This is a genomic window from Streptococcus sp. C300, from assembly GCF_000187645.1.
GTDB classification, from domain to species: Bacteria; Bacillota; Bacilli; order Lactobacillales; family Streptococcaceae; genus Streptococcus; species Streptococcus oralis_CQ.
Window position 1 is genome coordinate 496,939 of sequence record NZ_GL732466.1, and the last position, 16,308, is coordinate 513,246.

The window sequence follows — 16,308 nt, forward strand, 5'->3', positions numbered from 1 at the left end:
TTACCAGAATTACAATTTTATCCGTTGGACTAAAGGTTACCTTTCCAGTTGTTGGATCAATAGAAAATGTACCAATTTCAGTAGTCCCATCTTCAGCATAAGCTGGAGTTGTCTGACCTGCAGGAACTTCATTTCCTTCTTTATCAAGAAGTTTTACTGAACCTTGTTTAATTGGTGCAATTGCATCACCTTGAACAAACGTAGGAGTGCCTGTTTGTGTTGCTCCTTGAATATTTTCAGAAGTTGCTGGAGTTGCTGTTGGTGTAACTGGCGTAATCAATGGTGTGTAAGTTGTTTCAACCGAAATACCATTTTTATCTTTAGCCTGTACACGCACAGGTTGAACTTCACCACTATAAGTCTTATCAGTTGGGGTAAAGACTGCAACGGCTTGTCCACCAACTGTTTTCAGAGTATATGTACCAATAACATTTCCACTAGGGTCTTTAGCTGGAACAGATGTTGCTGGAGTTCCGGTTTCATCTAAAAGAGTGAAAGTAGCTGGGTCAATATCTACAGTCACCTGTTTACCATCCAGTGTAGTCGTACCACCATTGAATGTTACTGTACTTTCTTGAGTTGCTCCTTGGACATCAACTGACTTAGCAGGTTCTGCTGTTGGAGTAACACCTACAATATGTGGAGTATAAGTTGTCTTAACTTTTGTACCATTCTCATCTTCAGCCTGAACTGTTGCAGGTTGGACTTTACCTTTGTAAGTCTTATCGGTTGGACTGAATGTTACAGTATTTGAAGTTGGGTCAATTGTATATTCCCCTACTTTGTTACCATTCTCATCCATTGCATCTACTGAAGCTCCAGGTGCTACCGGAGTACCATTCTTATCAAGAAGAACAGCTGAGTTCGGCTTGATTGGAGCAACAGAGTGTCCTTCTTTGAATGCTACCGTTCCTGTTTGAGTAGCGCCTTGGATACCAGTTGATTCTGCAGGAGTTGCCGTTGGAGTAACTGGTGTAACAGTTGGAGTATATGTTGCTGTCGCTGTAGCGGTAATAGGTTGTCCATCTTTATCTTGACCAAGAGTTGCTGTTAATGATACAGTCACTGGGGTTGCTGTACCTGTGAATGTTTTCAACGGAACAAATGTCACAACACCAGTTTCATTATTAATTGTGTATGTTCCTTGACCATCAATTGTTACTTGGTCAACTAACTTGCCAGTGGTAGGATCTACCAACTTAGCAGGTGAAGTAGCACTTGGTGCCACAGGTGAGCCATCACCAACAGATGTAAAGGTTGGAGTACCTGTTTGAGTCGCTCCTTGAACATCTGTGGATGTTACATTATGACCTTCAATCGTATCTGTTACTGTGATGTGGTAAGTTGTTGTAGCTGTTGATGAGCCAGCCCCATGATCCACACCAGATTCAGTTCCACCTATTGTAGCATCTGTTGTGTAATTGCCATTACTATCAATAACTTCAACTGTTACTGTATAGACTCCCACTTCACTCAGTGTATAACCACTAGCAAGATTATAGTTGTTTGCATCTTGTTTAGTGTCATAAACCTTCTGAACTCCTGAAGGAGATGTTACTGTGATTCTAGTGATATAGGTAGTTTTTCCATATTTAGTATCTTCAGAGTCTGAGATGCTTACTGCAGCTTTTGCTTCATTACGAAGGTCAACAGCTGTACCTTTTGTTGAAGTATAATCTTGTGAAGTTGCTGTTGGTTTTGTATTTACTACAGTTGCCACATCAGTATTTGTTGCAATCGTCCCTCTAATAATACCACCAAATCCTGACTTAGTATGAACTTCCCAAGAGTCATTTTCAAGCTTAGTAGCAGTCACTTCAGTTCCATCAGATGACGCCCAGGTATTTGAATGTTTATCGTAAGTGACAGTTACTGACATTCCATCTCCTACCTGATTAGTATTCTTAGAAACATAAATCGTTTCTGGACGAGTTGGCGTTTCTACACTTGTCACTTTCCCAGTGCTATCAAGCTGTCGAATGTACTCATAGATATAAAATTTCATACCACCGTCTTGCTGAGCTTCTGTGTACACTTGACGTTTAGTCCATCTTGTCGTACCATCACCATTCAGTGTTTTACTTTCAGCATAGTCGCCAGGTAACTCCCAGTGTCCAGTAGCCTTATTAAAAGTCGCAGTATGTTTTTGCCCATCTGTTCCATTTAACTCAACTTGTTCACGTAAGAAAGTTCCCTTAACATTTTCAGCTGATGCTTCTACTTTGATATTATCAACACCAACTTTTGCAGTTGCTTCTGACGTGACTGGAATATTAAAGACGGTATTCGAATCTACAGCACCTAGTTCTTGATTTTCAGTAACCGCTGTATTGGTTGAACCACTGTCTACAAGCCATTTACCATTAACGGCTTTCAAGTTTGTTACAGTTCCATCTGGCATTGTAACCTTAGCACTTGTAGCACCTTTAGAAATTTTTACTGGTACAACTGTTGAGTAAGTTTCAACGTTTTGAACCTCAACCTTTGGTTTCACGACTAATGTTACAGTAGCATGTGCTTCTTGTCCAGATTGGTTCCAGACATTATTATTAGCCAATCTATCATAATCTTTTGCAAATACGGAGACTGTGTAAATTCCTGCTTCAGTTAATTTTCCAGAAATGATTCCTCTCCCCATATTCGTTTGATCAGCAGCTTGCTCATCAGAAGTACTGTTTGCAACACTATAGCTAGTACCTGGAATTAGGACTTTAGAATCATCTAATTGTTCACCAATGGTGTTATATCCTGAAACTCCTGTCACTGCTCTAGAAAATCTTTGAGGCACTCTTACAACTTTTCCTTCAACCGTCGTGTAGTTATAAGTTCCTCGACTATTTGCTGGTGTTGCACTAGCACCTGATTCATCATAGAATTGAATGTTTACATTAGCATCATCACCTACTTTACGATCATAACGCTCAGAGTCTGACTTTATTTTAGGAGGCGTGCTATCTTGCCACCCGACCCAACCAGCACGAAGATTCTGAATTTGGAAAGTTACTGTTCGACCATCTGTATTGGTCGCAGTAATATTAAATCGTAAATCATAAACTCCATTTTCAATATCCGCTATAACTTTTCCTTGAATTGTGTCTGTTTCTGAATCGTATGTCAATCCCGGCACAAGGTTAGTTGGGGTTACAGAAGTTAAACTCCAACCAGCTTGCTTGGCATTTTCAGAAACAGCGATACGATCTTTCAAACCTTTAATATAAACTCTGTCAACTCCTTGTTCATACCCATAGCCATAAATTTCTGTAGCTAGGTATTCATAACCACCGTTAGCAGAGTATATTGACGTCGCAGAGTTTGAAATTCTTGACCCATCCGCACGGAGTTTATTTCTCCAAAGTGGTGCTTCTTCAGCTAACTTTTTAGCGGCATCAGGGGTTAATGGATAGTCTACACGTCCTTTGTTGTTATGACCAGTTTTTCCACCTTGTTCTGTATGCATCCCATTTCCAGCATTGGTATCTTCACCAGTCCGTTGATTAGAATAGACTTCAATCTCTAGCCCTGTAGCATCAGTACCCGTAATTAATTTAATTTCTTGTACCGGAATTGTATAGGTATCTTTACCAGTATGATTTGAAGCGTTTGTTTCCGATGCATGAGTTGTGTTAGAACCCTCTTCAGCATAGAAATCTTGAGCAGCCAAAGCTACTCCGAAGTTTCCGTCTTTTCCAACTCCCGCTTTCTTCAAATCATTGTAGACAGCAATAATGGAATCATTTAAGCGTGACAATTGATCATTGATTTGTTTAGCTGTAAGGGTATCATTCGCTAGGACTTTTTTGGTTTCTGCAATAACTTCCTTATTATTAGCTATCGCCGCCTCAATTGCTGCTTTGTTTTCAGCCTCAAGCTTATTTCTACGGACTGCTTCAGTTGCTAAAACATTGGTTACCTCAGCTTCAGACGTAACTTGTTCTAAGACTTTTTTACCTTCTTGGACTGGTTCGACAGTTTCTTTTGTTTCTTCTACTTTTTCTGCTTTTTCTGTAGCAGTGGTCGCCACTGGTTTGACTGCTGTAGTTTCTGCTGTTTCCTCAACTTGTTTCCCAGCTTCGTCTGACTCAACTACAACTGTAATCAAAGCTTCAACTTTAGCATGCTCTGCATCGATATCAGCCTGTTTTGCAGTTTCGTTTGCAAGAACTGCCTTTGCCGCAGTCAATACTTCATTTGCAGTAGCTATCGCTGTTGCATCAGCTTTCTTTGCAGATGCAATCTTCGCTTCTAACTCAACTACTTTTTTAGTCAGAGCAGTCTTATCAACTTTTTTAGTCTCTACTACTTTTTCTGACGCCTTAGCTTCAGATTTCTCCGCCGTTATAGTTGACTCCGACTCCTTTGTTGCTACTGGTGTTGTCGTTGCCACTGTTGCATCTGCACCTTGTACTTCCGCTGCCGATACCGCACCATTACCTAGGAACATCATCAAACCGGCCGCAATTGCCACCGACGCTGCCCCAAAGCTGTACTTCCGAATACCATAACGAATGTACTTCTCCGTTCTAAACCCCTGTTGCTTACTCTTCATAAGATACACAACCTCCCTATTTTTATTATGTCGATATTGAAATATAGAAAAAACGAAATTTCTTCCCTACTCGAAAAATGGTCCTTAAATTTCATTATTCTAAAAGGATTATATCCTCGTATTCAATATGCATATTCATACTAACACTTTGCCCTATCTTTTTCAACAATTTATATAATTTTATTTTAGAAAAATACAAAAATAATTTAATGGTAAATACTTTAAAAAACCAATATTCATGCAGGTTTACAGCGTGTAAATTCCAGGAACCATTTATCTTATAATTAAATAAAATACACTTTGATGTATCAATTTATTTTTTAGAGTCTTGTAGAAGTTAAATTTTCCCAAGTCTTACATTGTTATAACAAAAAATTTTCTATAAGAAGTGCACAAATTTAACAGTATATTTCTTAGCCATTATTTATAGATTATCATGAAGATTTGACTTAGAGGCCTAGAATCTAAACCTTGACTAGAGATTCTTTTTTTGTTAAAATGTAACAAATCTTATTACATCTAATATAAGATAAATCCATGAAAGGACTTCTACTATGAAATCATTAAAAGGTATTTTATTTATCGGACTTAGTATGCTTCTGACTATCCTAGCTTGGCTCAGTTCAGGTGCTAGTCAGTTTCTAATCCCTGGTTTAGCTCTCACTACCCTCTCACTTACTTTTATACTAGCTAGCCGTTTACCCTTGCTTGAGGCTTGGTTCAACGGACTTGAAAAGATGTATCTAGCTCATAAATTCACGGCTTTTCTATCCATTCTCCTACTAACCCTACACAACTTTAGCATGGGCGGTCTCTGGGGTTCGCATTTGGCCGCACAGTTTGGAAATATCGCTATCTATATCTTTATCAGTATCATTCTGGTTGCCTATCTGGGACAGTACATCCAGTATGAAGCTTGGAGATGGATTCATCGATTGGTTTATCTAGCCTATATCTTTGGCCTTTTTCATGTTTTGATGATCATGGGAAATCGCCTCCTCTCCTTTAGTTTCCTAGGTCTTATCTTTGGAATCTATGCTCTTTTAGGCTTGCTTGCAGGTTTTTATATTATTTTCCTTTATCAAAAGGTCGGTTTCACCTATCTTGGAAAAATCGTAGGAATCAAACGCCTCAACCACGATACAGCTGAAATTGAAATAGAGCTCAGTCATCCTTTCACCTACGAATATGGACAATTTGCCTTTCTAAAAATTTTCCAAAAAGGTTTTGAGACTGCCCCACACCCTTTCTCCATCTCAGGAGGGCAAGGACGAACTCTTTATTTTACGATAAAAAACTCTGGTGACCACACCAAGAATATCTATGACAATCTTCAAGTTGGTAGCAAGGTTGCAGTTGATCGCGCCTATGGACATATGACTATGGAACATGGTCCAAAGCAGCAAATCTGGATCGCAGGTGGAATTGGAATGACACCTTTCATCTCTTATATCCGGGAGCATCCTATCCTAGACAGGAACGTTCGTTTCTACTATAGTTTCCGTGGAGAGGAAAATGCTGTCTACCTAGATCTACTTCGTGACTACGCCCGTCAAAATGCTAACTTTGACCTGCAGCTAGTCGATAGCAATGAAAAAGGATACCTGACTTTGGATCAAGAAGAAATCCCTGACCAGACTACAGTCTATATGTGTGGACCTCTTCCTATGATGAAGGCCCTTGCCAAGCAAATTAAGAAAAAGAATCCCAAAGCAAAACTCATTTACGAAGGTTTCAAGTTTAAATAAGATCATTGTCCCTCTAACACAAAAGAGGAACTTTCTTTTCACTTTATTTCCCTCTTCTGTGCTATACTTAGTTTAGTACATTCTTTGAGATTGGAGCCAGTATGAAAATCCATAAAACCGTGAATCCCGTTGCTTATGAAAACACTTATTATCTGGAAGGAGTCCAACACCTGATTGTGGTTGACCCAGGTAGCCATTGGGAAGCTATTCGCAAGACTATCGAAAAAATCAACAAACCAGTCTGTGCGATTCTCCTGACCCACACCCACTACGACCATATTATGAGTCTAGACTTGGTTCGCGAGACTTTTGGAAATCCCCCAGTTTATGTAGCAGAGAGCGAAGCTAGCTGGCTTTATACTCCAGTCGATAATCTCTCTGGTCTCCCTCGTCACGATGATATGGCAGATGTGGTCGCAAAACCTGCAGAACACACCTTTGTCTTTCATCAAGAATACCAAATCGAGGACTTCCGCTTTACTGTACTTCCTACTCCAGGCCACTCTATCGGCGGCGTTTCCCTCGTCTTTCCTGATGCTCATCTAGTCTTGACCGGAGATGCTCTATTCCGAGAAACCATCGGACGAACAGACCTTCCTACAGGTAGCACGGAACAACTCCTTCATAGCATTCAGACGCAACTCTTTACTCTTCCTAACTACGATGTCTATCCTGGGCATGGTCCAGCTACGACTATCGCTCACGAGAAGACCTTTAATCCCTTTTTCTAGCAAACAAAAAACCAAGGAAAAATTCCTTGGTTTTTGTCTTACCAAATAATCACACGATCCTCTGGTGAACGCCACATACCATCGCCTTCTTTGACATCGTATGTTGTAAAGAAGTCATCGAAGTTTGGTACTTGGACATTAACACGGAGTTTGGCAGGCGCGTGCACATCGACACTGGCCATGAGTTTCATCAACTCAGGACGGCCTTTCATGCGCCAGATACGAGCAAAGTTGTGGAAGAATTCTTCAGCAGAGAAGTCTGGCTCTCTCTTAGCAGCTTCAAGGGCTGCAGCAATTCCTCCCAAGTCAGCAACATTTTCTGATACAGTTAGTTTTCCGTTGATCGTTGCTCCGTAAGATTCTTGCCCATCAAACTGGTCGATAACTTTCTGCGTTTTTTCTTTAAAGGCAGCATAGTCACTCTCTGTCCACCAATCCTTGAGGCTACCATTTTCATCAAAAGAAGCGCCATTTGTGTCGAAGGCATGAGAAATCTCGTGGGCAATAACAGCACCAATACCACCGTAGTTAGCAGAAGATGACTGATGCAAATCATAGAATGGAGCCTGTAGAATGGCTGCTGGGAAGACAATCAAGTTTTTCTGTGGATTGTAGTAGGCATTAACCATGTGAGCTGGCATCCCCCACTCCTTGTAATCAACCGGTTGGTTCCACTTGCTCCAGCTGTGCTTGATTTCCACACGCGCAAAGGCTAGGGCATTCTCAAAGAGACTGGCAGTTTCGTCCACTACTTTGTCCTTGTAGCGGGCTGGCAATTCCTCTGGATAACCGATATAAGGCTTGATGACATTGAGTTTGACAATGGCCTTGTCTCGCGTTTCAGGTGTGAGCCAGTCGTTCTTAGCCAAGCGTTCCTTATAAACGTCAATCATAGTCGCTACTTTTTTCTCTACGTCAGCCTTAGCTTCTGGGGAGAATTTTTCATGCGCATACCAGAGACCAAGAGCTTGCTTGAAAGGTCCTTGGGCCAAGTGATAAGCTGCCTTGACCTTATCCTGAGCTTCTGGAACACCTGAAAGGGCACGACCATAAGCACCTGACAGGACACGAATCTCATCTGTGAGATAGCTTGTTGAGAGATTGACCACACCCAAAATCAAGGTTGCTTTGAGTAGAGGCCACGCTTCTTCACTATAGAATTGATCTGCTGCTTGCCAGAAACGTTCTTCATCTACGATAACTTTATCTGGAGTTTGGCCAAGAACTACTTGGAAGAAATCATCCAAAGGTAGGGCAGGAGCAAATTTCTTGAAATCTTCATAAGCGTATGGATGGTAGAGTTTGGCATACTCTGAACTTTCTTCGTTAGAAAGCACTACAGCCGCAATACGACGGTCCAATTCCAATCTTTTCTCTAGTAAGTCTGCGATTTCCTCATCTGAAAAATCATAGGCTTTGAGAAGATTCCCCGTACTTTCCTTCCAAAGAGTCAAGAGCTCCTCACGCTGAGGATGGTCTTCGGCGTAATAAGTTGTATCTGGTAAAATCGTCCCTGGTGCACTAGCCCAGAGAACATTGGTTCTGGCATCCATAAAGTCTGGTGATACTCCAAATGGAAGGAAATTAGGTTTACCAGCTAGTTCAAACGCTGCTAGTTTGCTGGTAAAATCTTCAAAACTTTCTAAGTCTTGGTATTCCTTGAGCAGAGGAAGGACAGGTTTGATCCCATCTGCTTCCCTCTTATCAAAATCACGTACCATTCGATGGTACTTAACAAAGTTGGCGAGGATAGCGTCCTCTGGAACATCTTCGCCTTCCAACCACTTGTCCGTAGTTGCCAGCATTAACTCTTCAATCTCCTCATCAAGGTCAATAAAGCCACCTGTTCGAGATTTATCAGCTGGAATGACAGCTGTCTTTTCCCATTCGCCATTGATTGCATCATAAAAATCGTCTTGATAATGTGTCATCTTGTTCTCGCTTTCATTTTTTCACTTATTCTTAGCTTAGCAAAAAACACTTGGGAATGCAATTAAAAATGGTCTCTCTTTTTTCTTCATTTTTCAGTTATTATTTTAAATTTTTTTAAAATTAACTTGACTTAATTTTTTTTTAAGGTATATTAAAAGACAGGAGGAAAATAACTGTATGATACGTATCGAAAACCTCAGTGTCTCCTACAAAGAAACGTTGGCACTAAAGGATATTTCACTAGTGCTCCAAGGACCAACTATTACCGGAATTATTGGTCCAAACGGTGCTGGAAAATCAACTTTATTAAAAAGTATGTTGGGAATTATCCCACACGAAGGTCAGGCCTATCTCGATGACAAAGAAGTCAAGAAATCTTTACATCGAGTTGCCTATGTCGAGCAAAAAATCCATATCGACTACAATTTCCCTATCAAGGTCAAGGAATGTGTCTCACTGGGACTCTATCCATCTATCCCGCTCTTCCACACTTTAAAGGCCAGCCACTGGAAAAAAGTGGCGAATGCACTTGAAATCGTTGGACTCTCAGACTATGCTGATCGCCAAATCAGTCAGCTCTCTGGAGGACAATTCCAACGTGTTTTGATTGCCCGCTGCTTAGTGCAGGAAGCTGACTACATCTTTTTAGATGAGCCTTTTGTCGGGATTGACTCGATCAGTGAAGAGATTATCATGAATACACTGAGAGACCTTAAAAAAGCTGGTAAAACAGTTCTCATCGTCCATCATGACCTCAGCAAAGTCCCCCATTATTTCGACCAAGTTATGCTTCTCAATCGAGAATTGGTTGCTATTGGTTTAACTGAAGAAACCTTTACCGAAGTCAATCTCAAAAAAGCTTATGGTAGTAAGCTCTTCTTTAATGGAGGTGACCTATGATAGTAGAATTTATCGATGGATTGCAACATTTCCATTTCCTACAAAATGCCCTGATAACAGCTATAGTCATCGGGGTGGTTGCTGGAGCCGTGGGATGTTTTATCATCTTACGTGGAATGTCTCTCATGGGGGATGCCATCTCTCACGCAGTTTTGCCCGGCGTAGCCCTTTCCTTTATCCTGGGAATTGATTTCTTTATTGGAGCGATCATCTTTGGCTTGATGGCTTCCATCATCATTACCTACATCAAGGGGAACTCTATCATCAAGAGTGACACTGCCATTGGTATTACCTTTTCATCTTTCTTAGCCTTAGGTGTCATCTTGATTAGTGTTGCCAAGAGTTCGACAGACCTCTTCCATATCCTTTTTGGGAATATCCTCGCTGTCCAAGATACGGACATGTGGATCACCATTGGTGTGGGGGCAATCATTCTCTTGATTATCGGGATTTTCTTTAAACAACTATTGATTACATCCTTTGACGAGCTTTTGGCTAAAGCCATGGGAATGCCTGTTAATTTCTATCACTATCTACTCATGGTGCTCTTGACCCTTGTGTCAGTCACTGCCATGCAAAGTGTTGGAACGATTCTTATCGTGGCCATGTTGATCACCCCAGCTGCGACGGCTTACCTTTATGCTAATAGCCTAAAGAGCATGATTTTTCTTTCATCAACCCTAGGGGCAACCGCTTCTGTTTTGGGACTCTTTATCGGCTATAGCTTCAATCTCGCAGCAGGATCCAGCATCGTGCTCACATCCGCCAGCTTCTTTTTAATCAGTTTCTTTATCTCTCCAAAGCAACGATACTTGAAACTAAAAAACAAAAAAATCAATAAATAAGGGGAAACCCTTCTGGAGGAATCTAATGAAAAAATTAGGTACATTGCTCGTTCTTTTTCTTTCTATCATTGGTTTAGCTGCTTGTGCTAGTGGGAAAAAAGATGCAGCATCTACAAACCAAAAACTGAAGGTTGTAGCGACTAACTCTATCATTGCTGATATTACTAAAAATATCGCTGGTGACAAGATTGATCTTCACAGTATCGTTCCTGTTGGTCAAGACCCACACGAGTACGAACCACTTCCTGAAGACGTAAAGAAAACTTCTGAGGCTGACCTCATTTTCTATAACGGTATCAACCTTGAAACAGGTGGCAATGCTTGGTTTACCAAATTGGTCGAAAATGCCAAGAAAACTGAAAACAAAGACTACTATGCAGTTAGCGACGGTGTAGACATCATCTACCTTGAAGGTCAAAACGAGAAAGGCAAAGAAGACCCACACGCTTGGCTAAACCTTGAAAATGGGATAATTTATGCTAAAAATATCGCTAAACAGTTGATTGCAAAAGATCCTAGCAACAAGGAATTCTACGAAAAAAATCTCAAAGACTATACTGAAAAACTAGACAAACTAGACAAGGAAGCCAAAGAGAAATTTAACAATATCCCTGCTGAAAAGAAACTCATCGTAACCAGCGAAGGATGCTTCAAATACTTCTCTAAAGCTTACGGAGTTCCAAGTGCCTACATCTGGGAAATCAACACAGAAGAAGAAGGAACACCGGAACAAATCAAGACCTTGGTTGAAAAACTTCGCCAAACAAAAGTTCCATCACTCTTTGTTGAATCAAGTGTCGATGACCGTCCAATGAAGACTGTTTCACAAGACACAAATATTCCAATTTACGCACAAATCTTTACTGACTCAATCGCTGAAGAAGGTAAAGATGGCGACAGCTACTACAGCATGATGAAATACAACCTTGACAAGATTGCTGAAGGTTTGTCAAAATAATCCATTAAAAACGTCGTTCTCACATGAACAGGCGTTTTTTATCGCTTAATTTCCAGTCAAATCATTGGAAAAATCTGACAATTCTCGGTAAAATAAAAGAAAAAAAGAATGGAGTAGTTTCATGACCACTTTTCTCGGAAATCCTGTAACCTTTACAGGTAAACAACTGCAAGTCGGAGACAAGGCACTCGACTTTTCTCTTACGACAACCGATCTCTCTAAAAAAACGTTAGCTGACTTTGATGGAAAGAAAAAAGTCTTGAGTGTTGTCCCTTCTATCGATACCGGTATCTGCTCAACGCAAACACGTCGATTCAACCAGGAACTTGCCAACCTCGACAATACCGTCGTTCTTACTGTTTCTATGGACCTACCATTTGCCCAAGGACGCTGGTGCGGGGCTGAAGGCCTTGACAATGCCATCATGCTTTCAGACTATTTTGACCATTCTTTCGGGCGCGATTATGCCCTCTTGATCAACGAATGGCATCTCCTTGCACGTGCCGTCTTTGTTCTCGATACTGACAATGTCATCCGTTACGTAGAATACGTTGACAACATCAACACGGAACCAGACTTTGAAGCTGCTATTGCTGCAGTAAAAGAACTGGACTAAAATCAAAGCCATTAGGGCAGAAGGCTAGAGAAATCTAGCTTTTTTTGATATACTAGATGGAGAGAAAAGACAAGAGGAAACGAATGACGCCAAATAAAGAAGACTACCTAAAATGTATTTATGAAATCGGTACGGAAATGCAAAAAATCACCAATAAGGAAATTGCTGCCCGTATGCAAGTCTCTCCACCTGCCGTAACAGAGATGATCAAACGCATGAAAAGTGAAAATCTCATCCTCAAGGACAAGGAGAATGGCTATCTATTGACAGATATTGGGCTCAAACTAGTCTCCGAGCTCTATCGCAAACACCGGTTGATTGAGGTCTTTCTAGTTCACCATCTCGACTATACCAGTGACCAGATCCACGAAGAAGCCGAGGTCCTAGAGCACACTGTATCCGATCTCTTCGTAGAGAGACTGGATAAACTGCTGGGCTTCCCTAAAACCTGTCCCCACGGAGGAACCATCCCAGCCAAGGGAGAGCTCTTGGTTGAAATCAACAACTTACCACTGGCAGGTACCAAGGAAGCTGGAACCTATCTCCTGACTCGAGTTCACGATAGCTTTGACTTACTTAAATACTTAGAAAAGCATGAGATTCATATCGGTAACCAAGTCAAAGTCAAGCAGTTTGATAATTTTTCCAATACCTTTACACTGGTCAACAAAGGTGAAGACCTCCAAGTTAGTATGGATATCGCCAAACAACTCTATGTCGAAAAAATCAACTAAGCCCTTATCCTTGAAAGAAATTCCTTTCAGGGATTTTTTATTATTTTAGTTGTAAGTTCCATTCGTTTGATGTAGAATGAAGCTAGATAAAAGAGGGAGGTCTTCCTATGAAAAAGCTCTTTAGAATCCATTTTGCAGCCATTGTAGTCAGCGATTTGCTACTGTTGGTAACTTTCAGACCCCGATACGAACTTTCTTTGGAGAGAGGCCTGATTTTTTGCTTCATTTTCATCCTTGCTCAAGGACTACTGCTATTTCGCTTGGTCAATCGACTCAAAAAACAGTTCTCTGAGATTTATCCTCAGATGAACAAAAAAATTCGCTTCTACTATTTAGGAGTGCTCATCAGCGATTTTCTATTATTTGTCTTTTTAGCCATCACTGACCCTCAATATTTCTACTCTCTTACTCCAGTCTTTACTTCCTGTCATTCTACTTTATATTATATGACGGCTAGCCACCTAAGAGAAAACTATCCCGACTTTTACAACAAACACATCGCCTTCTGGGAGTGTCTATAAACAAAAACCAAGCCAACTGGGCTTGGTTTTCTTATCTATTTTTAGTATCAAGAATGATGGTAACTGGCCCATCATTTACCAGCTCCACCTGCATATCCGCTCCAAAGATGCCTGTCTGAACAGGTACTTCCTGAGCTAGCTTTTGATTGAAAAACTCATAGAAGGCAGTTGCTATATCCGGCTTGGCTGCACCTGTAAAGGCGGGACGATTGCCTTTCTTGGTATCCGCAAAGAGGGTAAACTGGGAAATAGAAAGGATTTCCCCTTCAATATCCTTGACAGACAGATTCATCTTGCCTTCTGCGTCTGAAAAAATCCGCATGTTGACGAGCTTTCTCACAGCATAGTCCAAATCTTCCTCTTGGTCCTCTGGACCAACACCGACCAACAATAATAGTCCCTGATTAATCTTTCCATGAACCTGACCTTCGATACTGACTTGGGCTTTCTTGACTCGTTGAATGATGATTTTCATAATAGCCTTTCTGGTAACTGAAGAGAGAATTAGCCGTTGGTCCGTTTGACAGAGTAAACCTCTGGCACACTCTTAATCTTGTCCACGACTGTGGTCAGTGTAGAGAGGTTGGAAATACCAAATGACACATGGATGTTAGCAAATTTCATATCCTTAGTTGGTTGAGCATTAACAGTTGAGATATTCTTAGTCGTGTTTGAGAGAACTTGCAGAACATCATTTAAGAGACCTGTACGGTTGAGACCATAGATATCGATGTGAGCAGTGTATTCCTTGCTTGAGAATTGATCTTCCCATTCCACATCAAGGAGACGCTGCTCGTAGTTTTCTTGGGCACGGAGATTCATACAGTCCACACGGTGAATAGCTACACCGCGTCCCTTAGTAATGTAGCCGACAATGTCGTCACCTGGCACTGGATTGCAACACTTGGCAATCCGAACGAGGAGTCCTGAGGCACCTTCAATCACCACACCACCCTCATGCTTGACCTTGAGGGTTTCTTTATTTTCAACCTTAACTTCGCCACCTTTGACAAGCTCTTCTGCTTCCGCCTTGGCCTTGGCACGTTCTTCCTCACGGCGTTCCTTTTCGGTCAAACGGTTAAAGACGGTAATAGCGCCAATTTCTCCAAAACCAATGGCTGCGTAGAGAGCCTCCTCTGTCTTGTAGCTGGTCTTTTGAAGAACCTCGTCCATATGACGCTTGTCCATAAACTTATTGGCTACATAGCCGTTTTCTTGGAACTGGGCCATCAACATTTCACGGCCCTTGTTAACGGATAATTCCTTGTCTTGATTTTTAAAGAACTGACGAATCTTGTTGCGCGCCTTGCTGGTCTTGACCATGTTGAGCCAGTCACGACTCGGACCAAAGGAGTTGGGGTTGGTGATAATTTCAACCTGATCCCCTGTCTTAAGCTTGGTTGTCAGCGGAACCATACGGCCATTGACCTTGGCACCAGTCGCTTTTTCACCGACTTTGGTATGGATTTCATAGGCAAAGTCAATCGGTCCTGAATCTTTTGGAAGGGAGCGAACTGCACCATCTGGAGTAAAGACATAAATCTCCTCCGCCAGATAGTTTTCTTTAACAGAGTCCACAAATTCCTTGGCATCATCAGCCTGATCTTGGAGCTCCATCATCTCCTTGATCCAGTTCATCCCAATAGCAGATTCCTTGCTGTTGACCTGCCCTTTAATGCCTTTCTTATAAGCCCAGTGAGCTGCTACCCCGTACTCAGCTACTTCGTGCATTTCCTTGGTCCGAATCTGGAATTCAATCGGCCCTTTTGGTCCATAGACGGTCGTATGAATAGACTGGTAACCGTTAGCCTTACGATTAGCGATATAGTCTTTGAAGCGGCCTGGCATAGGTTTCCAAAGTTCATGCACATAACCCAGCATAGCGTAAACATCACTCTGGGTATCTAAGATACAGCGAATGGCAATCAGGTCATAAATTTCCTCAAAGCGTTTCTTCTTATCCTGCATCTTGCGGTAGATCGAATAGATATGCTTAGGACGACCATAAATTTTCCCTTTGAGATTTCGTTCGGTAGCGTACTCTTCCAACTTGGTTACGACTTCGTCGACCAAAGCCTCACGTTCTCTGCGTTTTTCCTTCATCATGTGGGTGATCTTGTAAAACTCAGTTGGATTGAGGTAACGGAAAGATAGATCTTCCAACTCCCACTTGACACTGGAAATCCCTAGACGATGAGCAAGTGGTGCGTAAATTTCCATGGTTTCTCTGGAGATCCGTTCTTGCTTGTCCTTTCGAAGGTGTTTGAGAGTTCGCATATTGTGCAAACGGTCCGATAATTTAACCAAGATAACACGGATATCCTCTGACATGGCCATAAGCATCTTGCGGTGATTTTCAGCCAATTGTTCCTCGAGTGATTTGTACTCAACCTTACCAAGCTTGGTCACCCCATCAACGATAATCCGAACATCATGACCGAACTCTCTCTCCAAATCATCCAGTGTTGCATCTGTGTCTTCAACCACGTCATGCAAAAAACCACAGGCAACGGTTACGGCATCCAGCTTGAGCTTAGCTAGAATGCCTGCTACCTGAATGGGATGGATAATATAGGGCTCTCCTGATTTCCGAAACTGCCCACTATGACAATCAACTGCGTAAATCAATGCTTTTTGTACAAAAGCAACGTCTTCCTTTGTTAAATATTCTCTCGTTAAAGCGACTACCTGATCGCCCGTCAAATTCACTTCTTTCGGCATCTATACTCTCCAATTCTTCCTACCATTTTATCACTTTTTTAAGGATATGAAAACTA

General features: G+C 41.5%; 12 protein-coding genes. 8 read left to right on the forward strand and 4 right to left on the reverse strand.

The features are described from left to right. A partial coding sequence (locus tag HMPREF0849_RS10660) for a YSIRK-type signal peptide-containing protein (RefSeq protein ID WP_000837689.1) occupies positions 1–4,546 on the reverse strand: 4,546 nt, incomplete at its 3' end. Between the two features lie 554 nt (positions 4,547–5,100). Here HMPREF0849_RS10660 and HMPREF0849_RS02445 point away from each other — a divergent pair. Next, complete coding sequence (locus tag HMPREF0849_RS02445; protein WP_000838551.1) at positions 5,101–6,294, forward strand: ferredoxin reductase family protein; 1,194 nt, start codon at positions 5,101–5,103, stop codon at positions 6,292–6,294. A gap of 101 nt (positions 6,295–6,395) precedes the next feature. Next, positions 6,396–7,025, forward strand: a complete 630-nt coding sequence (locus tag HMPREF0849_RS02450) for an MBL fold metallo-hydrolase (protein WP_000690875.1) — start codon at positions 6,396–6,398, stop codon at positions 7,023–7,025. Positions 7,026–7,063: 38 nt separating this feature from the next. On the opposite strand, the gene HMPREF0849_RS02455 is transcribed toward HMPREF0849_RS02450, so the two are convergent. Beyond that, the gene (locus tag HMPREF0849_RS02455; protein ID WP_000150230.1) at positions 7,064–8,956 is read right to left on the reverse strand and encodes a M13 family metallopeptidase; all 1,893 of its coding nucleotides are present in this window, start codon (positions 8,954–8,956) and stop codon (positions 7,064–7,066) included. Positions 8,957–9,134: 178 nt separating this feature from the next. Here HMPREF0849_RS02455 and HMPREF0849_RS02460 point away from each other — a divergent pair, with 178 nt between their 5' ends. The 6 genes from HMPREF0849_RS02460 to HMPREF0849_RS10665 all read left to right on the forward strand — a co-directional run bounded on the left by HMPREF0849_RS02460 (position 9,135) and on the right by HMPREF0849_RS10665 (position 13,531). Next, positions 9,135–9,857: a metal ABC transporter ATP-binding protein gene (locus HMPREF0849_RS02460; protein WP_000619171.1), complete on the forward strand. Its 723-nt coding sequence runs from the start codon at positions 9,135–9,137 to the stop codon at positions 9,855–9,857. Further along, positions 9,854–10,702 carry a metal ABC transporter permease gene (locus HMPREF0849_RS02465; RefSeq protein WP_000634600.1) on the forward strand — a complete coding sequence of 283 codons (849 nt, stop codon included), beginning with the start codon at positions 9,854–9,856 and terminating at the stop codon, positions 10,700–10,702. Before HMPREF0849_RS02460 ends, HMPREF0849_RS02465 begins: the two co-directional genes overlap by 4 nt. A 25-nt stretch (positions 10,703–10,727) precedes the next feature. Next, positions 10,728–11,660 carry a metal ABC transporter substrate-binding protein gene (locus HMPREF0849_RS02470; RefSeq protein ID WP_000733061.1) on the forward strand — a complete coding sequence of 311 codons (933 nt, stop codon included), beginning with the start codon at positions 10,728–10,730 and terminating at the stop codon, positions 11,658–11,660. Positions 11,661–11,781: 121 nt separating this feature from the next. Beyond that, on the forward strand, positions 11,782–12,276 hold the full coding sequence (gene tpx / locus HMPREF0849_RS02475; protein WP_000206539.1) for a thiol peroxidase: 495 nt from the start codon (positions 11,782–11,784) through the stop codon (positions 12,274–12,276). A gap of 83 nt (positions 12,277–12,359) precedes the next feature. Continuing rightward, positions 12,360–13,010 carry a metal-dependent transcriptional regulator gene (locus HMPREF0849_RS02480; protein WP_000188541.1) on the forward strand — a complete coding sequence of 217 codons (651 nt, stop codon included), beginning with the start codon at positions 12,360–12,362 and terminating at the stop codon, positions 13,008–13,010. 107 nt (positions 13,011–13,117) lie between these two features. Beyond that, on the forward strand, positions 13,118–13,531 hold the full coding sequence (locus tag HMPREF0849_RS10665; RefSeq protein ID WP_000732787.1) for a hypothetical protein: 414 nt from the start codon (positions 13,118–13,120) through the stop codon (positions 13,529–13,531). A 31-nt stretch (positions 13,532–13,562) separates the two neighbouring features. Here HMPREF0849_RS10665 and dtd read toward each other — a convergent pair whose 3' ends face one another. Continuing rightward, complete coding sequence (dtd, locus tag HMPREF0849_RS02490; protein WP_000691413.1) at positions 13,563–14,006, reverse strand: D-aminoacyl-tRNA deacylase; 444 nt, start codon at positions 14,004–14,006, stop codon at positions 13,563–13,565. 29 nt (positions 14,007–14,035) lie between these two features. Continuing rightward, a complete protein-coding gene (locus HMPREF0849_RS02495; RefSeq protein ID WP_001123780.1) occupies positions 14,036–16,252 on the reverse strand; it encodes a RelA/SpoT family protein in 2,217 nt (738 codons plus the stop codon). Positions 16,253–16,308: the final 56 nt, after the last annotated feature.